The organism is Sphingomonas sp. Root710, from assembly GCF_001429065.1.
Taxonomy (GTDB): Bacteria; Pseudomonadota; Alphaproteobacteria; order Sphingomonadales; family Sphingomonadaceae; genus Rhizorhabdus.
In genome coordinates this window covers 1,066,534-1,084,770 of the sequence record NZ_LMIB01000001.1, presented here as the reverse complement: position 1 = coordinate 1,084,770, position 18,237 = coordinate 1,066,534, and the positions used below count along the sequence as shown (strand labels likewise).

Sequence of the window (18,237 nt, the reverse complement as noted above, 5' to 3'; positions counted from 1 at the left end):
CCGCTATAATAAGAGCAGCGTCGCCGCGACGCCAGCGGCGCCTGCGAGCAGCGCCACGGCGGCATAGCGCCAGCCGTTGCTGATCCGGATCACCTGCACCTCGCGCAGCGGCGGGGGCGGGGGGGTGCCGCCGGGGGCGGGGAATTGCGCTTCGATGCGGCGGATCAGGTCGGGGAGGCCGGCCAGGGTCTTCACATCATCGACGATGCGGTCGGCGAGCCAGGCTTCGGGCCCCAGTTCGGACCGGATCCATTCCTGCACGAACGGGCCCGACGTCTCCCACATGTTGAGATCGGGATCGAGCGCGGTGGCGACGCCTTCGACCATCACCATCGTCTTCTGGAGCAGCAGCAGATGCGGCTGGGTCTGCATGTCGAAGTCGCGGGTGATCGCGAACAGGCCGTCGAGCATCTGCCCGATCGAGATATCCTTGGCGGCGAGCCCCCGAATGGGTTCGCCCACCGCGCGCAGGGCGGTGGTGAACTCGCCGACATTATGGTGCGGCGGCACATAGCCCGCCTCGAAATGGATTTCGGCGACGCGCTTGTAGTTGCCGGTGATCAGCCCGTGGAGGATCTCGGCCAGCCAGACGCGCGCGCGGCGGTCTATCCGGCCCATGATGCCGAAGTCGATCGCGGCGATCCGCCCGTCGGGCAGCGCGAAGAGGTTGCCCTGGTGAAGATCGGCGTGGAAGAAGCCGTCGGCGATCGCCTGGCGCAGGAAGGCCTGCACCAGCAGCGCGCCGAGCGCCTTGCCGTCATGGCCCGCCGCAGCGAGCCCGGCGCGGTCGGCGAGCTTGATGCCGTCGATCCATTCCATCGTCATCACGCGGCGCGCGGTGCGGTTCCAGTCGATCTTCGGGATCACGAAGCCCGGCACCGCTGCCATATTCTCGGCCAGCTCGGATGCCGACGCAGCCTCGCGGCGCAAGTCGAGCTCGCGCGCGGTCCATTGCCGGAAGGTGGCGATGACCAGGCGGGGGCGGAGCCGGGTGAGCTCGCCGCCGATCAGCTCGGCATGCGCGGCGGCCCATTCATAGGTCTCGATCGCCCTGGCGAACTCTTCCTCGATGCCGGGGCGCAGCACCTTGACCGCGACGGTGCGGCCGTCGGTCGTCACCGCGCGGTGGACCTGCGCGATCGAGGCCGCGCCGACCGGGATTTCCTCGAAAGAAGCGAAGGCGGCCTCGATCGGCTTGCCGAGGCTCTGTTCAATCGCCGCGCGGATCAGCGGAAAGGGAGCGGGAGGGAGTGCGTCCTGGAGCCGGAACAGGTCCTTCGCGGCATCCTCGCCGACCAGGTCGGGCCGGGTCGCGAGCGCTTGGCCCAGCTTGACCGCAGCAGGGCCCAGCGCCTCGAATGCGCTGGCATAAGCGGGCTGCTTGGGAATGCGCGCGCCGAAGCGGGCGAGCCGGACGAGACGGCGGACCTGCGGCGGGGTCAGCGGATCGCGTTCGATCCCGCGCAGCGCGCCATGGCGCGCGAGCGTGCGGCCCCAGCGCAGCAGCCGCCACACATGGGTGATGCTGCTGGTCAAATCTTCCAGCCGCTATGGATGGCGACGAGGCCGCCGAGCATCGGCTCGACCCGGGTCTGAACGAAGCCCGCTGCGGCGATCTCGGCCTTGAAGGCGTCCATCGTCGGGAATCGGCGGATCGATTCGATCAGGTAGCGATAGCTCTCCTCGTCCCCCGCGAGCAGCTTGCCCAGCTTGGGGACGAGCTTGTGCGAGTAGACGTCATAGGCTTCCTTGAAGCCCGGCCACAGCGTCGTCGAGAATTCGAGGCAGAAGAAACGGCCGCCGCGCTTGAGCACGCGGTGCGCCTCGGCCAGCGCCTGGGCGCGGTGGGTGACGTTGCGGATGCCGAAGGCGATCGTATAGGCGTCGAAGCTGTTTGCATCGAAGCTCAGCGTCTCGGCATTCTGCATCGACCAGTCGAGCCCTTCGATATGCTTCTTTTGGGCGCGCTCCTTGCCGACGTCGAGCATCGCGGGATTGATGTCCGACACGATCACCTTCGCGCCTGAACGGGCAAGGCGGAAGGCGATGTCGCCGGTACCGCCCGCCACGTCGAGGATGGTTTCCCCGGCGCGCGGCTTCACCAGCCGGACGAAGCGGTCCTTCCACAGTCGATGCAGCCCGCCCGACATTGCGTCGTTCATCAGGTCGTAGCGGCTGGCCACGCTGCGGAAGACTTCGCCGACCTTGGCGGTCTTCTCCTCGGGGGAGACGTCGGTATAGCCGAAGGAAACAGTTTCGCTCATGCGGGTCGCTCTAGCCAAGCGATGCGCCGCCCGCAAACCATGTCTCGTCTGGCGGCACCCATTTTCTTCGTCATTCCCGCGGACGCGGGAATCCACCGCGAGGCACGCTCCGAAGCATCAGGGGTTCGGACCAAGCCAGCGAGTGAATTCCCGCGTTCGCGGGAATGACGAGTTGGGGAGGTCTGCCGCCCATGAACGGAATACTTTCGCTGGGATGACGGGTGGGTTAGGTCGTCTTCATGCCCGAGCTTCCCGAAGTCGAAACCACCGTCCGCGGCCTTGAACCGCCATTGCTGGGCCATCGACTGACGCGGGTGGAGACGCGCCGCGCCGATCTGCGGCGGGCCTTTCCCGCCGATCTGCGCCAGCGGTTGACCGGGGCGACGGTCACCGCATTGGGACGGCGCGCCAAATATGGGCTGATCGAGACGGATCGCGACGACGTCATGATCTTCCACCTCGGCATGTCGGGGCGCTGGCGGATCGATCCGTCGGAGATCGGCACCCACGACCACTTGATCCTGGAGACCGACGCGGGCCGGGTGCTGGCGCTGTGCGACCCGCGCCGTTTCGGATCGGTCGATCTGATCCGCAAGGATGAGCTGGCAGACTTCCCGGCGTTCAAGGCGCTCGGCCCGGAACCGCTGGGGGATGGGCTGTCGGGAGCCTATCTGGCCAAGGCGCTGGACGGGCGCGCCGCGCCGATCAAGGCGATGCTGCTCGACCAGCGGATCGTCGCAGGGCTCGGCAATATCTATGTGTGCGAGGCGCTGCACATGACCGGAATCGCGCCGACCACCCCGGCGGGCCGGATCGCGCGCAAGCGGCTCGACCGGCTGGTCGATTCGATTCGCGAGGTGCTGAGCGCGGCGATCACCGCCGGGGGCTCGACCCTGCGCGATTATGCGCGGCCTGACGGCGAGCTCGGCTATTTCGCCAAGCAGTGGCTGGTCTATGGCCGGGAAGGGGAAGCGTGCCATTGCGGCGCTACCGTTGCGCGGCGGGTCGATGGCGGGCGATCGACCTTCTACTGCCCGAAATGCCAGAAATAGGGCGTTTGGGAGGTTGACCATGGGGCCAAGTCTATGTATTGGCCCGGCCTTCCCGGCGAGGGCTGAGTCTCCCGCCGTCCTTGGACATTTTAGATTAGGGTTTGAACGAGCATGGCGAATACGCCCCAAGCAAAGAAGCGCATCCGTCGCAACGACCGTCGCGCCGAAATCAACGGCGCGCGGGTCAGCCGGATCCGTACCTTTGTGAAGAAGGTAGAGTCCGCGCTCGCTGCCGGCGACAAGACGGCGGCGACTGCCGCGCTCGTCGCTGCCCAGCCCGAACTGTTCCGTGGCGTGTCGAAGGGCGTCGTTCACAAGAACACCGCTTCGCGCAAGTTCTCGCGCCTCAGCAAGCGTGTCGCCGCCCTCGGCTAATTGCGCACAGCATTGCGGTTGACCAAGAGCCCGCCGGCAGCGATGCTGGCGGGCTCTTGTCATATGTGGCCGGAAAACTGTCATGATCGGGTCATCAAAACGTAACTCTCGGAATTAGTTTGATTCGTTGTAAGCGCCCCGAATAAATCATTGAAAAATAACGATAAAAATAATTCTCGTGACGGATGCCCGGCTTACCGCCTGTCAACCCCATATTGCGGGCCGATGACAAAATAGATGCTCTTGATCCGCATCGCGGCTTCTCCATAGAGTGCGATCCACGGCTGGTGCGCGATTCTGTCGCAACCGGCATCAGAGTGATTTCATAACTGGGGCCCGAAGGTCTTGGCCTTTGGAACGGGGAGGGCTTTGCCCTTTCAGAACTGGCAATATCGGGGGGCGGCCGTCGGTCGTCCGGGAAGGATGCGGCGTGTCTGAAGACATTGGCGGGTTGGACATGAATGGCATGCCGTCGCTCGGTAATGTCGATGTCGCCCTCGCCCAGGCCTGGGAGACGATTCGCGCCGGTCTTCGCCGCAGCATCGGCGTGCGGACCTTCGACGGCTGGCTGAAGCCGCTGACGCTTGGTGATTGTGACCTGGCGGGGGGCACGCTGCGCCTGGTTGCGCCCAGCGAGTTCATGGCCAATTGGGTTACTACCCATTTCATCGAGCATCTCCTGCATGGCTGGCGCGCGCTTCTGCCGCAGGTGCGCAGTGTGTCGGTCGTCGCCGCTTCGGGAGCCGATCGCCCCGTGCTGTTCTCCGCAGAAGCGGAAGAGCCGGCTGAGGCCGCCGCCGAGACGCCAGTCGCGGCCGACGCGGGGGTTCGCTGCGGCACCCCGCTCGAGGCGCGCTATACCTTCGACAGCTTCGTCGTCGGAAAGGCCAACGAGGTCGCCTATAACGCCGCGCGCACGCTGGCGGAGGGCGGCAAGCTCGTCTTCAACCCGTTGTTCCTCCATGGTGGCACCGGTCTGGGCAAGACCCACCTGATGCATGCCATCGGCCATGAATATCTGGCGCGCCATCCGGGGGCGAAGGTCGTCTATATGTCGGCTGAGAAGTTCATGTTCGAGTTCGTCTCGGCAATGCGCGCCAAGGATACGTTCAGCTTCAAGCAGCGGCTGCGCGCCGCCGACGTGCTGATGATCGACGACGTCCAGTTCATCGCGGGCAAGGAATCGACCCAGGAAGAATTCTTCCACACGATGAATGAGCTGATCTCGGCGGGCCGCCGCCTGGTGATCAGCGCCGACCGCAGCCCGCAGGACCTCGACGGGATCGAGAGCCGCATCCTTTCGCGCCTGTCCTGGGGCCTGGTCGCCGACGTCAACCCGGCCGATTTCGAGCTGCGCCTCAACATTCTGACCCGCAAGCTGCAGGGCATGCCGCAGGCCCACGTGCCGCAGGACGTGGTGATGTTCCTGGCCCGCCGCATCAGCGCCAATGTCCGCGAACTCGAAGGCGCGCTCAACCGTGTCGTCGCCTATGCCGCGCTGTCGGGCAAGCCGGTCGACATCGACTTCACCCAGGCGACGCTGGCCGACATATTGCGCGCCAACCAGCGCCGCGTGACGATCGACGAGATCCAGCGCAAGGTTTCCGACCATTACCGCATTCGCCAGGCCGAGATGTCGAGCGCCCGCCGCGCCCGCGAGGTCGCGCGGCCCCGCCAGGTGGCGATGTACCTCGCCAAGCAGCTCACCCCGCGGTCGCTGCCTGAGATCGGCCGCCGCTTCGGCGGACGCGATCACACGACGGTGATCCACGCGGTCAAGCAGATCGAGAAGCTGCGTCAGCTTGACGCCGAGCTCGATGCCGATGTGCGGTTGCTGATCCGCCAGCTCGAGGGGTAAAACCCCACCTCTCCCAACGTCATTCCCGCGAAAGCGGGAATCCATGGAAAGGTGCCGCTTCACATCGGACGCGCCGCCGTCCATGGATCCCCGCATTCGCGAGGATGACGGTTTCAGAGCGTCCCGCCTTTCCGCGACGAAGAAAAATGAGATCCCAGCTTCCGCCGGGATGACGGCCCGGGGTGTTGGCCCTACATGGGGGTCATGTCGGCCACGCTCTACAACGCTACGATCCTTCGCCTCGCCACCAGCATCCCGCATCAGACGCGTCTTTCCGAGCCGCAGGCCACCGTTTCGAAACGGTCGCCGATCTGCGGCAGCCGGGTGACGGTCGACGTCGTCGTCGACGAAACGGGGCGGGTCGCCGACCTGGGGCAGGAGGTGCGTGCCTGCGCGCTGGGCCAGGCGGCGGCGGCGCTGATGGGCGAATATGCCATCGGACGCAGCCCGGAACAGCTTGCCGCCGCGCGCGATGCGCTGACCGCCTTTCTGGCCGGCGAACGCGACGATCCCGGCGACTGGCCGGGGCTGGAGATTTTCGAGCCCGCCCGCCGGCACGCCGCGCGCCACCCGTCGATCCGGCTCGCCTTCGAGGCGGTGGCCGAAGCCGCGGCGCAGGCCTCCGCCGAGATGGTTCGATGAGCGATGCGGGCCATGCCACGCTGCTGCTGCGCGACGGGGTGCTGCTGCTGGGGGCGGCGATCGTGTTCGTGCTGCTGTTCCGCCGTCTCGGCCTCGGCGCGACGCTCGGCTATCTGGTCGCCGGCGCGCTGATCGGTCCGCAAGGGCTGGGGCTGATCGGCGGGGCCGAATCGAAGCTGGGCATTGCCGAACTCGGCATCGTCCTGCTGCTGTTCCTCGTCGGGCTCGAACTCAATCCGAACCGGCTGTGGCGGCTGCGGCGCGACATCTTCGGGCTCGGCCTTGCGCAGGTAGCGGCGTGCGGTGCCGCGATCAGCGCGATCATCTATTACGGCACCGGCTTCAGCGGCGCGGCGGCGATCGCGCTCGGCCTGCCGCTGGCTTTGTCCTCGACCGCGCAGGTGCTGCCGATGCTGCGTTCGGCCGGGCGGCTCAACACCCCCGCAGGCGAGCGCGCCTTCTCGGTCCTGCTTTTCCAGGACCTGTCGCTGATCCCGATGATCACGATCATCGCGGCTCTGTCGCGTACGCCGCCCGAAGCGGGGACGCCGCCGGGCTGGCTGTTGGCGATCTATACGGTCGCGGCGGTTGCCGGGCTGGTGCTGGCGGGGCGTTTCATACTCAATCCGCTCTTCAAGCTGATCGGCCGGCTGGGCGAGCGCGAGCTGTTCGTCGCCGCCGGCCTGTTCACCGTGCTGGCGAGCGCGGCGGTGATGGAGGCGCTCCATCTGTCGACTGCGCTCGGCGCGTTCATCGCGGGCGTGATGCTGGCGGATTCGCCCTATCGCCATGAGCTCGAATCGGATGTCGAACCGTTCCGCACGATCCTGCTCGGGCTGTTCTTCATCGCGGTCGGCATGATGCTCGACCTGCACGTCATCGCCGAACGGCCGTTGTTCGTGCTGGTGATGGCGCTGGCGGTGGTGGCCACCAAGACGGCGGTGATGTTCGGCGTCGCCAAGGCGTTCGGGGTCGCCAACCGACCTGCGCTCAGTTTCGGCCTGCTGCTCAGCCAGGGCGGCGAGTTCGCGTTCGTGCTCTTCACCCAGGCCCGCGACGCGCTGCTGATCCAGCCCGAGGCGGCAAGCCTGTTCGGCGCGATCGTCACCCTGTCGATGGCGACCACGCCGTTCCTGATGATGTTCTCGCGCCGCTTCGTCACCGCGCCGCCCAGCAAGGAGGCGCGGCCTGGTCCCGATGGCGGCGAGACGCCGAGCGCGATCGTCGTCGGCTATGGCCGCTTCGGGCAGACGGTGTCGCAGATGCTGATGGCAGCAGGAACGCAACTCAGCCTGATCGACCATGACATCGAGATGATCGACACCGCGACGAAGTTCGGCGCGAAGGTCCATTATGGCGACGGCAAGCGGGTCGACCTGCTGCGGCAGGCGGGGGGCGAGCAGGCGCGGGCGATCATCTTCTGCACCGATGGCGAGCCGCTGACGAAGAAGCAGCTCCAGCCGATCCTGAAGGCCTTTCCCAACGCCGCGATCCTGGTCCGCGCCTTCGACCGACGTCATATGATGGTACTCGCGCAGCTCGACATCGCGGGCGCGGTGCGCGAGCTGTTCGAATCGGCGGTGGTTCTGGGACGCGAGGCGCTGGAGGCGGTGGGCGTCAGCAACAGCAATGTCGACAAGATCGAGGCCGAATATCGCCGCCGTGACGGCAGCCGCCTGGAAGCCCAGGTGGCGACCGGCGACCTCGCGACCAAACGCGACATCATGTTCAGCCCCGATCGGGCGCTGGACCTGGATGGGGACGGGATTCCGGACGAGCAGGAAGGGGAATTGCGATGACGCGGCGTGGCATGACGGGCGATCCACTGGCGGCGCTGCTCGCTCTGTCGGGTGCGGTGGCGGTGATCGCCGGGGCCTATGGCGCGCACGGCGCGTCGGGCAAGGCCGCCGAATGGCTGACCACCGGCGCGCATTACCAGATGATCCACGCCGTCGCGGGGCTGGTAGCGCTGGGCGTGTCGGGCAGGAGCGAGGGCAGGGGCCCGGCGGCGCTGATGCTGCTCGGCGCGCTGATCTTCGCGGGAACGCTCTATGCGATGGCGTTCGGCGGTCCGCGCTGGCTGGGCGCGGTGACGCCGCTCGGCGGGCTGGCGATGATCCTCGGCTGGACGTGGCTGGCGATCGGTTATTTGCGCAGATAACGGGCGATCGCCGCCACTTCGGCGGAGTTCGCGCCATGTTTCCAGGCATTGCGGTTGCCGCGCGGCGCGCCGCTGCCCTTGCCGCCGTGCATCCGGCATCGTGCAGCGCCCCCGACGGCGGGCGAGCGGCATGGCGCCCCCGAGCGCGTCTTCGCTCCGCAGCGGGGCGCATTCGCCAGGATTTCCGGTTGCATGGGGTTGTTCGGTCGAATTTCCATTTCTTTTTTCCTGGGTGGAGGGAAGGGGCTGTTTTGGTGACGTCGTGGCTTCGCTCTCGAGGAGGCTGGCCATGTTCTCCAGCGATGCACGGCAGCGCGAATGCGCGCGCAGGGCGAGCCGTGCGTAGACCCGCGCGGCGTGCGGCCATTGAGCCAGGTTATTGGAGGCGCGCGCCGCCATGTCGGTGAAGATCGCATCGAGCGATTGCGCGTGCGCCAGCAGGGTTGCGGTGAGTGGCTTTAGGGCGTCCGCCCGGCCGGGAGGCGGACGTTGCAAGCGACCTGTTGCCACGAAAGAGACCGACCGGATGCGACGACGGAGAAATGGCGCGGCGGAAGGCTGCAATGATGTTCAGCCTTCATTGTGGAGGCTATAGCCGGGTAACAGAATCCAAGCTCGAAAGCAAGAACAAAAAAAGAACAATTGGGTGCGATTTAGACGGTAAAAGAACTTCCCGGTCCCCAACGATCCATAGCGGACATTCGGCGGTTCCGCTAAGCTAGCGGGATGAAAAGCTTGGCTGCGACCTTTTGGGGCCTGCTTCACCTCGTCGGCTGCTCGGTGGGCCGCCCGTCGGATGCCGAAATCGATAGCATCGAGGCAATCACGACGCACAACGCCTGCACGGGTTCGCTCACCCGTTGGCATCGAGAATATGCGTTTCAGAAGCGCGGCGTTGCGATTGACAGGGATTTCATATCGGTTTGGTATATTGAGGCGGGCCACCGGGGCTTGCCTGCTGGTAGGTTCTCGATCGAGCCCCCGAGAGGCTATCCGCCGATCGACGACACTCAACACCGGGTCGCTGGGGGAGAGTTTGACAGGCAAACCGGCAGGTTCGTTACGTGGATGTGCGGTTGTAATCGCGGACCTTATAATGTGTCCTATCAGATCGAGTGTGCGGGCAAGCGCCGCACGATCTAGACGCTCAAAGTCCAACCGCCTTGCGTACCGCCGCTTTGATCCGCGATCGCCAGCCCGGTCCACCCGCCTTGAAGTGATCGCCGGCATCCCGATCGAGACGCAGTGTCACCGGCACCTTGTTCGAGCCGCGCGGTCGGCCGCCACGGTTCACGGGCTTCTCGCCCTCCATGAGCGCCGCCTTGGCGAACCAGTCGGCGTCAAGCTCAGGGGCATCGTCAGGATCAGCCCAGTTCTTGTGGATGGATAAGACCACGGACTACGCAGCGGTCCCCAGAATACCCAGGATGTCCACACCAGCAAATTTGAGAACGAGCACGAGCGCAACCAGTAAAAGCGTATAAATGGTGTTTGTCAGTATTCCGAGCCATATCGTGTTGGCAGTAGACCCTCGCAAAGTAGCCTCGACGATCCCGGGCTTTGCTGCCGAAATGGCCTCGTCCGCGAACGCGGCCAGCACACTTTCAGCGCTATTGATCAGGCTATCTTTCAAAGCAGGGGTATAACTGCTTACGTGGGATTCGACTTCCGCAACGGTGGGCGGGGTGCCTCCATTCGCCGCAGTCTGCTGCTGTATCCACTGTCGCTTGGACTCCTTGTAAAGCCCATAGGCTACATAGCCCCGGACTTTGTTAGGGTCGTTATCGACGAAGTGCTCAAACTGCCGATTGTAGGTCATTACCGCTTTGGCGCGTTTCCGCTGAGCGTGGAGCGAATTACGGTATTTGCTTTGCTCGACGCCTTGTTGAAGGTTTCTCTAGACATAACCTTCGTGACAAACTGGCCACTATTGCTATCGCGGAAGACCGTGCGGCTAGCCGATCCGGCCTTTTCCACCACATAATGCTTGGTCATATATCCTCCGACACCAATAATATAAGATATCAGCACCGTTATCGCAACATCACGCCGCTTCCAAAACAGCGTGAACTTAGCCCCGCTCCGCATCCAGAAACGCCTCGACCTTGGCCAGATCGACCTTCTTCTCCAGATAGGTCTGCCCGATCCCGCGCGCCAGCAGGAACGGGAGTTGCCCGCCTTCCATCTTCTTGTCGTGCATCATGTGCGCGACGAGCGCCTTGCCGGTGGCGTCGATGCCCGCCGCGCTCAGCGTGGCGGGGAGGCCGGCGGCGGCGATGTGGGCGGTGACGCGGTCCGCATCTTCCTGAGGGCATAGGCCGAGCGAGGCGGAGAAGCGGAAGGCGAGGGCCATGCCGGCGGCGACGGCCTCACCGTGGAGCAGGCGGTCCGAGAAGCCGGTTTCGGCTTCGAGCGCGTGGCCGAAGGTGTGGCCGAGGTTGAGCAGGGCGCGGCGCCCGCTGGTCTCGCGCTCGTCCTGGCCGACGATGCGAGCCTTGGCCTCGACGCTCTTCGTGATCGCATGGGTGCGGGCGTCGGGGTCTCCGGCGAGGAGCCTGCCGCCGTTCGCCTCACACCAGGCGAAGAAGTCGGCATCGTCGATCAGGCCATATTTGATCACCTCGGCATAGCCGGCGCGGAGTTCGCGGGGGGGCAGGGTGTCGAGGGTGGTCGGGTCGATCAGGACATGGGCGGGCTGGTAGAAGGCGCCGATCAGGTTCTTGCCCGCCTTGCTGTTGATCGCGGTCTTGCCGCCGACCGAACTGTCGACCTGCGACAGCAGGGTGGTAGGAACCTGCACGAAGCGGCAGCCGCGCTTGAGGATCGACGCGGCGAAGCCGACGAGGTCGCCTATCACGCCGCCGCCCAGCGCGATGATCGTGTCGTTGCGCTCCACTCCATAGGCGAGCAGCGCGTCGGTGAGCCTCTCAAGCATCTTCCAGCTCTTGGTCGATTCCCCGGCGGGGAGCACCTCGACCGCGCTGGCGATACCTGCCGCCGTCAATGAAGTTTCGAGCCTATAGAGCTGGTTAGGAACGATATTCTTGTCTGTCACGACGATGAAACGGCCGCGTGCAGCATAGGGCGCCAGCAGCTCCCCGGCGCGATCGAGCGCGCCCGGCGCGATCGCGATGTCATAGCTGCGATCACCGAGTTCGACGCGAACGCTCATGCTGCCAATGCTTTCAATATGGAGTCGACGGTCGCGTCGTGCGGCAGCGGCTGACTGTGCACATGGATCGGCGCGAGCGCATAAACGGGGTTGCGGACCGCGGCGAGTTCGGCAAGTGCCTCACGCGGGTCGCGGTTCTTGAGGAGCGGGCGGCTGCCCTCGCGGCGCTGAACGCGCTCGGCGAGGACGTCGATGTCGGCGTCGAGCCAGATGGCGAGCGCGCGATCGAGGATCAGCGCGCGGGTCTCGTCCTGCATGAAGGCGCCGCCGCCGGTGGCGATCACCTTGGGCCGGCCGTCGATCAGCCGCCCGATCACCCGGCGTTCGCCGTCGCGGAATTCCTTTTCGCCGAAGCGCTCGAAAATCTCGGTGATGCTCAGGCCCGCGGCGCGCTCGATCTCGTGATCGGCGTCGACGAAGGGCAGGTGGAGGCGCGCGGCGAGGCGCTTGCCGATCGTCGATTTGCCGACGCCCATCAGTCCGATGAGCACCAGCGGCCGGTCAAAACGCGGAAGATTGGGCGGCAGGCTTTGCGGCATCTCTTCGAGGGCTATACACATGGCCGCCCCCTCGGGCAAAAGCGCCTCCATTGCAACCATCCGGATTCTCTCATGTCGCGGTTCAGCTTCATCCTGTTGAGTGTCGTCATCATCGTCGTCGTGGCGCTTGTGGCCCTGAGTTTCGTCAATACCGAAAGGCCGCCGGTGACCGTCGAAAAGGCGATGCTGAATGAAGCCCAGGCCAAGTAAGAAGGCTGTCCTTGCGCTGACGGCGGGGGTCGCGGCGCTCGCCGCAGCGGCCGCGCTGGCGCAGGAATCGCTGCTGCCGCCCGGCTTCGGCAGCCAGCCGGGACCGACCAACCGCCCGCAGCAGGCGGCGCAGCCCGCGCCTGCGCAGCCGGCGCCAGGCGCGCCCGCCGCGGTGGCGGCTCCGGCGGCGCCCGCGCTGACGCTCGACCCCGGGATTTTTGCCGAGGCGGCGGCCGAGGAACCTGCCAAGCCTGACGAACTCCCCGATTCGGCGCGGCGCTCGATCGCCGAGGCCGGGCCGTTCGCGGGAATGGGCAAGACCGCCTGGGGCGAGACCGATGGTCGCTTCCTGTCGGCGATGATGCGGCGGCTCGACGCGCCGTTCGCCTCGCGCTGGGCGTCGATCACGCTGCGCCGCGCGCTGCTGACGCGGGTGCCGACGCCGAGCCATGTCTCCGCGCCCGATTGGGTCGCCGAACGCGCCTGGCTGCTGCTGCGCATGGGCGAGGCCGACGGCGCGCGCATGCTGGTGCAGGGCGTCGACGTCGACCGCTTCAACGCCAAGCTCTATGCCGTCGCCGGGCAGAGCGCGCTGGCGAACGCCGATGCCGCCGGGCTGTGCCCGCTGGCCGATGGCGGATCGATCCGCAGCCGCGAGCCCGTGTGGCCGATGGCGCGGGCGATCTGCGCCGCGCTGTCGGGCGACACGGCGATCGCCGATGTGCTGATGGACCAGGCGCGCCGCCGCACCCGCGACCCGCAGGGAATCGACGTCCAGCTCGCCGAGCGGATGATGGGGGTGAACGGAGCGGGGCGGCGCAGCGTCTCGATCGAATGGACCGGGGTGAACCAGCTGACCGCGTGGCGCTTCGGCATGGCGAGCGCGCTGGGCCTGACCATCCCGTCGGACCTGATGGGTACGGTGGGGCCGCAGGTGATCGCCTGGTCGGCACGCGCGCCGATGGTGCCCGCCGCCGAGCGGATTGACGCGGCGATGACCGCGGCGCGGCTGGGGGTCTTTTCCAATTCGGCGCTGGTCGATCTCTATTCGCAGGCGGCCGACGACAGCGGCGATTTCGGCAGCGACACCCCCGCCGGACGGCTGCGTGCCTGCTATGTCGCTGACGGCGATCCGGCGCGGATTTCGGCGATGCGCGGCTTCTGGAGCGGAGACGGGCAGGGCGAGGGCAAGCGCGTCGACCGCTATGCCGGGCTGATCCTGACGGCGCGGGCGGCGGCGCGGATCGTGCCCGACGAAGCGCATGCCAGCGACGTAGCCGATCTGATCGCATCGATGATGGCGGCGGGGCTCGACCGCAAGGCAGCGGCCTGGTCGCCGGTCGTCTCCGCCATGTCGCCCGAGAAGGGCGATGCGGCCTGGGCAATCCTGGCGGTGGGATCGCCGAGGGTAAACGTCGACCTGTCGGCGGATCGCTTGTCCGGCGTGGCGGACCGCTGGGCCGAGAGCAACCCGCAGAAGCTGCGCCTGCTGCTCGGCGCGCTCGCCGCGCTCGACCGGCTGCAGACGCAGGAGCAGCTGCAGCTGCTGGTCGATTACAAGGTCGGCTTCGACAATCAGAGCAACTGGGCGCGGATATTGCTCCAGGCCGCCGACCGCAGGGAACCGGCGACGGTCGCGCTTATGGTTGCGGCGGGGTTGCAGCGGACCGGCTGGGCGGGGGTTTCCCCGGCGATGTTCGCGACGATGATCCGGGCGTTGAACGAGGTCGGCCTCGACGGCGAGGCGCGGATGATCGCCGCCGAAGCGATGTCGCGGCTGTAGCACGCCGCCGCCATCCCGCTCATGCCGCCCTTTGCAGGCCGGCATGAGCGGCATGCCGACGCGCTCCAGAAGCGCACGATATCGGGATCAGGGCGAACGGCCCCCTTCTGACGTCATCGTGACGTAGCGCACATGCGGCATTTGCCAATGGGCCTATGTGACGTACATTCGGCGGTGATTGTCGGTGGGGGCGGACATGAGATTATCAGGCAGAAGCCTATGGGCTATCGCGGCGGCGGGCGCCGTAGCGGCATCGGCGACGCTGCTGATCGGCGGGCGAGGGCTGTTCGCAGCGGACCATCTCGATCCGCCCGCGCGCACCGATCCCGCAGTCGACACCACGCCCGACAAGGCGGCGGACATAGCCGACGTCTACGCCTGGCACAGCGCGCAGGACCTGATCATCGCGCTGACCTTCGCCGGGCCGCAGGCGACGAACCTGCCGGCGACCTATGATCGCGACCTGCTCTACACGATCAACATCTCGAACGACGAGCTTCCCTATACCCCCGAGTTCAAGATCGAGATCCGCTTCGGCAAGGATGGCGACGCGACGGGCGTGCAGTTCAAGGGTATACCTGGTTCGACCGGGCCGATCGAAGGGCCGGTCGAAACCAATCTGACCCAGGGGCCGGTCATGGCGCGCGCCGGGTTGTTCGACGATCCCTTCTTCTTCGACCTCCAGGGCTTTCGCGCGACGCGGTCGACCGGGGCGCTGAGCTTCCGCGCCGACCGCAATTTCTTCGCGGGGCAGAACCTGACCGCGGCGGTTGTGCAGATGCCGCGATCGGCGGTGGCCAACGGCGACAACAAGATCCGTATCTGGGCGACCAGCGCCCGCATCGGAGGGCAGATCTGATGGCGAACATGGCATATCGGGCCGCCATCGCAGCGGCGGCGCTGCTCCTGCTCGCGGGTTGCGGCGGCGGCGACGGCGAGACCGCGGCCCCGCCCACGCCGCCGACGACCCCGAGCAGCCAGCCGCCGGCGCCCGCTGGGGCCAATTTCAACGTGCTGTCCTGCCTGACCCAGGAGGTGGCGCCCGGCCGGCCGATCGCCAGCCTGGTGGTGCCGGATTCGCTGGGGATCGACCTGAACGTGCCGCCGGGCTTTCCTAATGGACGGCAACTCACCGATCCGGTGATCGACCTGACGCTGGCGGTGTTGCTGCTCGATCTCAAGCAGGAGCCGGTGACGCGCTTCGTCGACCTGCCGCTCAATCCGCCCGCCAACGACGTGCCGTTCCGCGCGGCCTTCCCCTATCTCGCGGCGGCGCAGGGCAATCCGCCGATCGGCCCGGTGGGATCGAACTTCAATTTCCGTACCGATCCGGCCTCGGCCTATGTGCGGGTGGACCGGATGGGAATGCCCGCGGTCGCGACCGCGCTGATCTCCTCGTCGACCAAGAACAAATATAACGACAAGGACCCGATCGACGACAACAACTTCCTCTTCTACGACGACATCTTCAACACGCTGACCGGCCTGACCAACGCGCTGAGCGACGACCTGTCGGCCGCCGGGTTCAAGATGTGCGCGGTGCCGAACTGAGCCGGTTGGCGGTCCAGACGATCACGGCTGCCAGCGCCAGCGCGCCGAGCAGCCAGGGCGCATAGCCGAGCGCGGCGTCAATCGCCCGGCCCGCCGCGATATCGTGGCCGGTGGCGCGCTCGGCGAACCACAGCGCGGCGGCCACGGCGGCGAGCGCGGCCATCGCGGTGCGGATCGGGTCATAATGGCGTGAGCGGGCGAGCAGCAGCAGACCGGGGGCGGCCAGCGCGACAACGACCAGTTGCACCGCCTCGATCCCCAGGTTGAAGCCCAGGATCGACTGCGCTTTTTGCAGCGGCTCGATTCCCGCATGGGCGATGATCGTCGCGAAGGCGAGGCCGTGGACCAGCCCGAAGCCGCCCGCGACGACCGCCTCATAGCCAGCGAAGATCGGACGCCAGGCGTGGACCGCGGAGATCAGGATCGACAGCGCGATCGCCATTTCGACCGGCGGTGCGGGGAGCCGCCAGCCCAGGAAGGCGCCGCCGATCAGGGTCAGCGAATGACCGATGGTGAAGGCGGTGACGATCGCGGCAAGCGAGCGCACCGTTTGTTTGAAACCGGCGGGCGCGGCCCAGCGCCGGTTCCGCGCCAGCAGCGGGGCGGGCAGCAGCAGCGTGATCAGGAAGAGGAGATGATCATGCCCCTCGGCGATATGGTGCATGCCGAGCGCAAGCGCGCCGCGAAAGCCGCGCCAGCCGCTGCCCGGGCCGCGATCGACGCGCAGGTCGGCCGCACCCTGCTGGAGCGCGCCGAGCATGCGGGGGCTGTCGCCGAAATGGCCGCCGGCAAAGTCGGTGCCGAGCATGACAAGGACGAAGTGGTTGGAGAGCCTATCGATCACCCCGCTATAGTGCAGGGCGAACAGCCGTGTGGTCGCGCCCGGGGGCGGTTGGAGCCCGAAGCGGAAGACCGCGTCGGACGGGGCCTCGCGGGTGATATGCGCGTCGATCAGGTCGATCCGCCAGGGCCGGCCGTCGGGCGCGCGGGCGGCGATATGCGCCATCGCCCAGCGGCGCAGCGCCGCACCATCGGACGCGCTCAGCGCGGGTTCGGCATAGCGCAACTCGCCCACGGGGACGGTCAGCGACGCCTGGACCCGGTAGTCCCCGATATCGAGGGTGAGTTCGGAATTGGGGGTGAGGTGCGCAGCCCCGGGCGCCCCCGCGAGCAGAAGGAGCAGCGCCAGCAGCAGGCGGCGGATCAATGGCCGAACCATATCATCGTGGCGCGGCGATCGGCCGCGCGCGGGTTGATCGCGAGCGCGGCCCGTTGCTCGGCTTCGGCGGCGTCGCTTTCGCCGAGCAGCAGATGCGCCTGCGCGGCGGCGAGATGCGCATCGGCGGAAACCCATTTCGATTGGTTCACCGGCCCCACCGCCGCCACCGCGCCGCGCGGATCATTGTTCGCGATCAACGCCCAGGCGAGGGCGGTCAGCGCCTGGCCATAAGGGCGGTTGGCGGCATCGCGGCGGGCGAAAACGAGCGCGGTCTTCGGGTCGCCGAAGGTCAGGACGTGCTCGACGGCATGGCCGTAGCTCGCCTCGGGGAAGCGGGCGAGGCGGTCGTTCCAGATGCCGCGCGCCTGATCGGCCCAGAAGGCGGATTTTTCACGTTCGCCCTGGTCGCGATAGAGCGCGGCGAGCGCATCCATCGCCTCGGGGCTGCGGGCGATGCGGATCACCCGTTGATAGGCGAGGATCGCGGCCGGGCCGTCGCCGGCCAGCGCCAGCATCTGCGCGCGGTGCGCGTCGGCCAGCCACCAGCCCGGGAACAGACGGGCGGCGCGGTCGAAATGGCGGCGGGCCTCGTCCCAGCGGCCGCGCTGCAATTCGATGCTACCCCTGCGCAAAGCCAGGTCGGCTAGCGTCTGGGCGGTGGGCAGGCGGGCCAGCCGTTCGCAGCGGTCGAGCGTCGCCAGCGCGGCATCGGGCTGTCCGGTGCGCGCCTGGAAATTGGCGATGCGGAACAGGATGGCGATATCGTCGGGATCGGCGCTGGCCGCCTGATAGCGGTGCAGCGCCCCATCATAGTCGCCGCGATAGAAGGCGATGTCGCCGCGTGCCGCCGCCACCTCGATGCGCGCCTCGGCCTCGGGCACGGCATAATGGTCGATCGCGTCGAGTGCGGCTTCGGCCTGTTTCAGCCGGTGGAGGGTGAAGGCTAGCGCGGCCTGGGTCTGGTGGGGCCCGGCGCCCTCCGGCGCGGTGGCGAAGGCGCGGTCGAGCGCAGCCTGCGCGTCGGCATAGTCCTGAAAGGAGCCGGTCAGGCGGCCGCGCGCGATCAGCGCATTGGCGAGGCGTTCCTCGAACAGCCATTCGCCGCGATGATCTCGCAGGAGCATCGCCGCGCCCTCTGCGATCTGATCGTCGCGCGCGAGCATCGCGGCGTAGCTGGCCGGTGCGCCGCCCGAGGGGCGGCGTTCGACCGGGGGAGGGGAGGGTTGGCCCGGGACCAGCCAGCGATCGGCGGCGAAGACGATTGCTAGCGCAATGAAAAGCAGCGCTGCCGCCCGTGCCCATGGGGATGCCATCCAGCTCTTCACGCCCCGCCCTTTCATGCCGAAACAGCTGCCGCAAGTGCAGGGCGGATGCAATCGCCGCTCTCGACTTTGGCGGGGAGCGGCGGCAG

Annotated in this window: 21 protein-coding genes; 11 read left to right on the top strand and 10 right to left on the bottom strand. The window is 67.1% G+C overall.

The features are described 5' to 3' along the window. Window positions 1-3 precede the first annotated feature (3 nt). Both ubiB and ASE00_RS05065 read right to left on the bottom strand, forming a co-directional pair. Complete coding sequence (ubiB, locus tag ASE00_RS05070) at window positions 4-1,536, bottom strand: 2-polyprenylphenol 6-hydroxylase (RefSeq protein ID WP_056378064.1); 1,533 nt, start codon at window positions 1,534-1,536, stop codon at window positions 4-6. Next, window positions 1,533-2,264: a class I SAM-dependent methyltransferase gene (locus tag ASE00_RS05065; RefSeq protein WP_056378063.1), complete on the bottom strand. Its 732-nt coding sequence runs from the start codon at window positions 2,262-2,264 to the stop codon at window positions 1,533-1,535. The genes ubiB and ASE00_RS05065 overlap by 4 nt, the downstream gene beginning before the upstream one ends. Before the next feature lie 239 nt (window positions 2,265-2,503). On the opposite strand from ASE00_RS05065, the gene mutM reads away from it, so the two are divergent. The 6 genes from mutM to ASE00_RS05035 all read left to right on the top strand — a co-directional run bounded on the left by mutM (window position 2,504) and on the right by ASE00_RS05035 (window position 8,352). Next, on the top strand, window positions 2,504-3,316 hold the full coding sequence (gene mutM / locus ASE00_RS05060) for a bifunctional DNA-formamidopyrimidine glycosylase/DNA-(apurinic or apyrimidinic site) lyase (RefSeq protein WP_056378062.1): 813 nt from the start codon (window positions 2,504-2,506) through the stop codon (window positions 3,314-3,316). A gap of 111 nt (window positions 3,317-3,427) precedes the next feature. Further along, complete coding sequence (gene rpsT / locus ASE00_RS05055) at window positions 3,428-3,691, top strand: 30S ribosomal protein S20 (protein ID WP_056378061.1); 264 nt, start codon at window positions 3,428-3,430, stop codon at window positions 3,689-3,691. A gap of 457 nt (window positions 3,692-4,148) precedes the next feature. Further along, a complete protein-coding gene (gene dnaA, locus ASE00_RS05050; RefSeq protein WP_200957909.1) occupies window positions 4,149-5,549 on the top strand; it encodes a chromosomal replication initiator protein DnaA in 1,401 nt (466 codons plus the stop codon). Between the two features lie 195 nt (window positions 5,550-5,744). Next, window positions 5,745-6,191: an iron-sulfur cluster assembly scaffold protein gene (locus ASE00_RS05045; RefSeq protein ID WP_200957875.1), complete on the top strand. Its 447-nt coding sequence runs from the start codon at window positions 5,745-5,747 to the stop codon at window positions 6,189-6,191. Further along, entirely contained in the window at window positions 6,188-7,990 is a 1,803-nt protein-coding gene (locus ASE00_RS05040; RefSeq protein ID WP_056378059.1) for a cation:proton antiporter, read from the top strand. The genes ASE00_RS05045 and ASE00_RS05040 overlap by 4 nt, the downstream gene beginning before the upstream one ends. Next, window positions 7,987-8,352 carry a DUF423 domain-containing protein gene (locus ASE00_RS05035; RefSeq protein WP_056378058.1) on the top strand — a complete coding sequence of 122 codons (366 nt, stop codon included), beginning with the start codon at window positions 7,987-7,989 and terminating at the stop codon, window positions 8,350-8,352. Before ASE00_RS05040 ends, ASE00_RS05035 begins: the two co-directional genes overlap by 4 nt. Here ASE00_RS05035 and ASE00_RS24305 read toward each other — a convergent pair. After that, complete coding sequence (locus ASE00_RS24305) at window positions 8,337-8,546, bottom strand: HGGxSTG domain-containing protein (RefSeq protein ID WP_056378057.1); 210 nt, start codon at window positions 8,544-8,546, stop codon at window positions 8,337-8,339. The two genes, ASE00_RS05035 and ASE00_RS24305, sit on opposite strands and share 16 nt — an antisense overlap. A gap of 532 nt (window positions 8,547-9,078) precedes the next feature. Here ASE00_RS24305 and ASE00_RS23710 point away from each other — a divergent pair. Continuing rightward, entirely contained in the window at window positions 9,079-9,495 is a 417-nt protein-coding gene (locus ASE00_RS23710) for a hypothetical protein (protein ID WP_056378056.1), read from the top strand. 4 nt (window positions 9,496-9,499) lie between these two features. Here the strand turns inward: ASE00_RS23710 and ASE00_RS05020 are convergent, their stop codons facing one another. From ASE00_RS05020 to ASE00_RS05000, 5 genes are all read right to left on the bottom strand, one after another. Beyond that, complete coding sequence (locus ASE00_RS05020) at window positions 9,500-9,748, bottom strand: BrnA antitoxin family protein (protein ID WP_056378055.1); 249 nt, start codon at window positions 9,746-9,748, stop codon at window positions 9,500-9,502. Window positions 9,749-9,751: 3 nt separating this feature from the next. After that, window positions 9,752-10,171 (bottom strand): hypothetical protein, encoded by a 420-nt coding sequence (locus ASE00_RS05015; protein WP_056378054.1) that lies wholly within the window; start codon window positions 10,169-10,171, stop codon window positions 9,752-9,754. After that, window positions 10,171-10,347: a hypothetical protein gene (locus ASE00_RS05010; RefSeq protein WP_156405270.1), complete on the bottom strand. Its 177-nt coding sequence runs from the start codon at window positions 10,345-10,347 to the stop codon at window positions 10,171-10,173. Before ASE00_RS05010 ends, ASE00_RS05015 begins: the two co-directional genes overlap by 1 nt. 76 nt (window positions 10,348-10,423) lie before the next feature. Then, on the bottom strand, window positions 10,424-11,524 hold the full coding sequence (gene aroB / locus ASE00_RS05005) for a 3-dehydroquinate synthase (protein ID WP_056378052.1): 1,101 nt from the start codon (window positions 11,522-11,524) through the stop codon (window positions 10,424-10,426). After that, the gene (locus tag ASE00_RS05000; RefSeq protein ID WP_056378051.1) at window positions 11,521-12,063 is read right to left on the bottom strand and encodes a shikimate kinase; all 543 of its coding nucleotides are present in this window, start codon (window positions 12,061-12,063) and stop codon (window positions 11,521-11,523) included. Before ASE00_RS05000 ends, aroB begins: the two co-directional genes overlap by 4 nt. A 72-nt stretch (window positions 12,064-12,135) precedes the next feature. Here ASE00_RS05000 and ASE00_RS23825 point away from each other — a divergent pair, with 72 nt between their 5' ends. The 4 genes from ASE00_RS23825 to ASE00_RS04980 all read left to right on the top strand — a co-directional run bounded on the left by ASE00_RS23825 (window position 12,136) and on the right by ASE00_RS04980 (window position 15,607). After that, complete coding sequence (locus ASE00_RS23825; protein WP_200957874.1) at window positions 12,136-12,273, top strand: hypothetical protein; 138 nt, start codon at window positions 12,136-12,138, stop codon at window positions 12,271-12,273. Then, a complete protein-coding gene (locus ASE00_RS04990; RefSeq protein WP_056378049.1) occupies window positions 12,254-14,056 on the top strand; it encodes a hypothetical protein in 1,803 nt (600 codons plus the stop codon). Before ASE00_RS23825 ends, ASE00_RS04990 begins: the two co-directional genes overlap by 20 nt. 196 nt (window positions 14,057-14,252) lie before the next feature. Next, window positions 14,253-14,915 carry a DUF4331 family protein gene (locus ASE00_RS04985; RefSeq protein ID WP_056378048.1) on the top strand — a complete coding sequence of 221 codons (663 nt, stop codon included), beginning with the start codon at window positions 14,253-14,255 and terminating at the stop codon, window positions 14,913-14,915. Continuing rightward, a complete protein-coding gene (locus tag ASE00_RS04980) occupies window positions 14,915-15,607 on the top strand; it encodes a DUF4331 family protein (RefSeq protein WP_056378047.1) in 693 nt (230 codons plus the stop codon). Before ASE00_RS04985 ends, ASE00_RS04980 begins: the two co-directional genes overlap by 1 nt. On the opposite strand, the gene ASE00_RS04975 is transcribed toward ASE00_RS04980, so the two are convergent. After that, window positions 15,582-16,814, bottom strand: coding sequence for a HupE/UreJ family protein (locus ASE00_RS04975; RefSeq protein ID WP_056378046.1), 1,233 nt, complete (start codon window positions 16,812-16,814; stop codon window positions 15,582-15,584). The genes ASE00_RS04980 and ASE00_RS04975 overlap by 26 nt on opposite strands. After that, window positions 16,811-18,151 (bottom strand): tetratricopeptide repeat protein, encoded by a 1,341-nt coding sequence (locus ASE00_RS04970; RefSeq protein ID WP_162256407.1) that lies wholly within the window; start codon window positions 18,149-18,151, stop codon window positions 16,811-16,813. The genes ASE00_RS04975 and ASE00_RS04970 overlap by 4 nt, the downstream gene beginning before the upstream one ends. Between the last annotated feature and the right edge of the window lie 86 nt (window positions 18,152-18,237).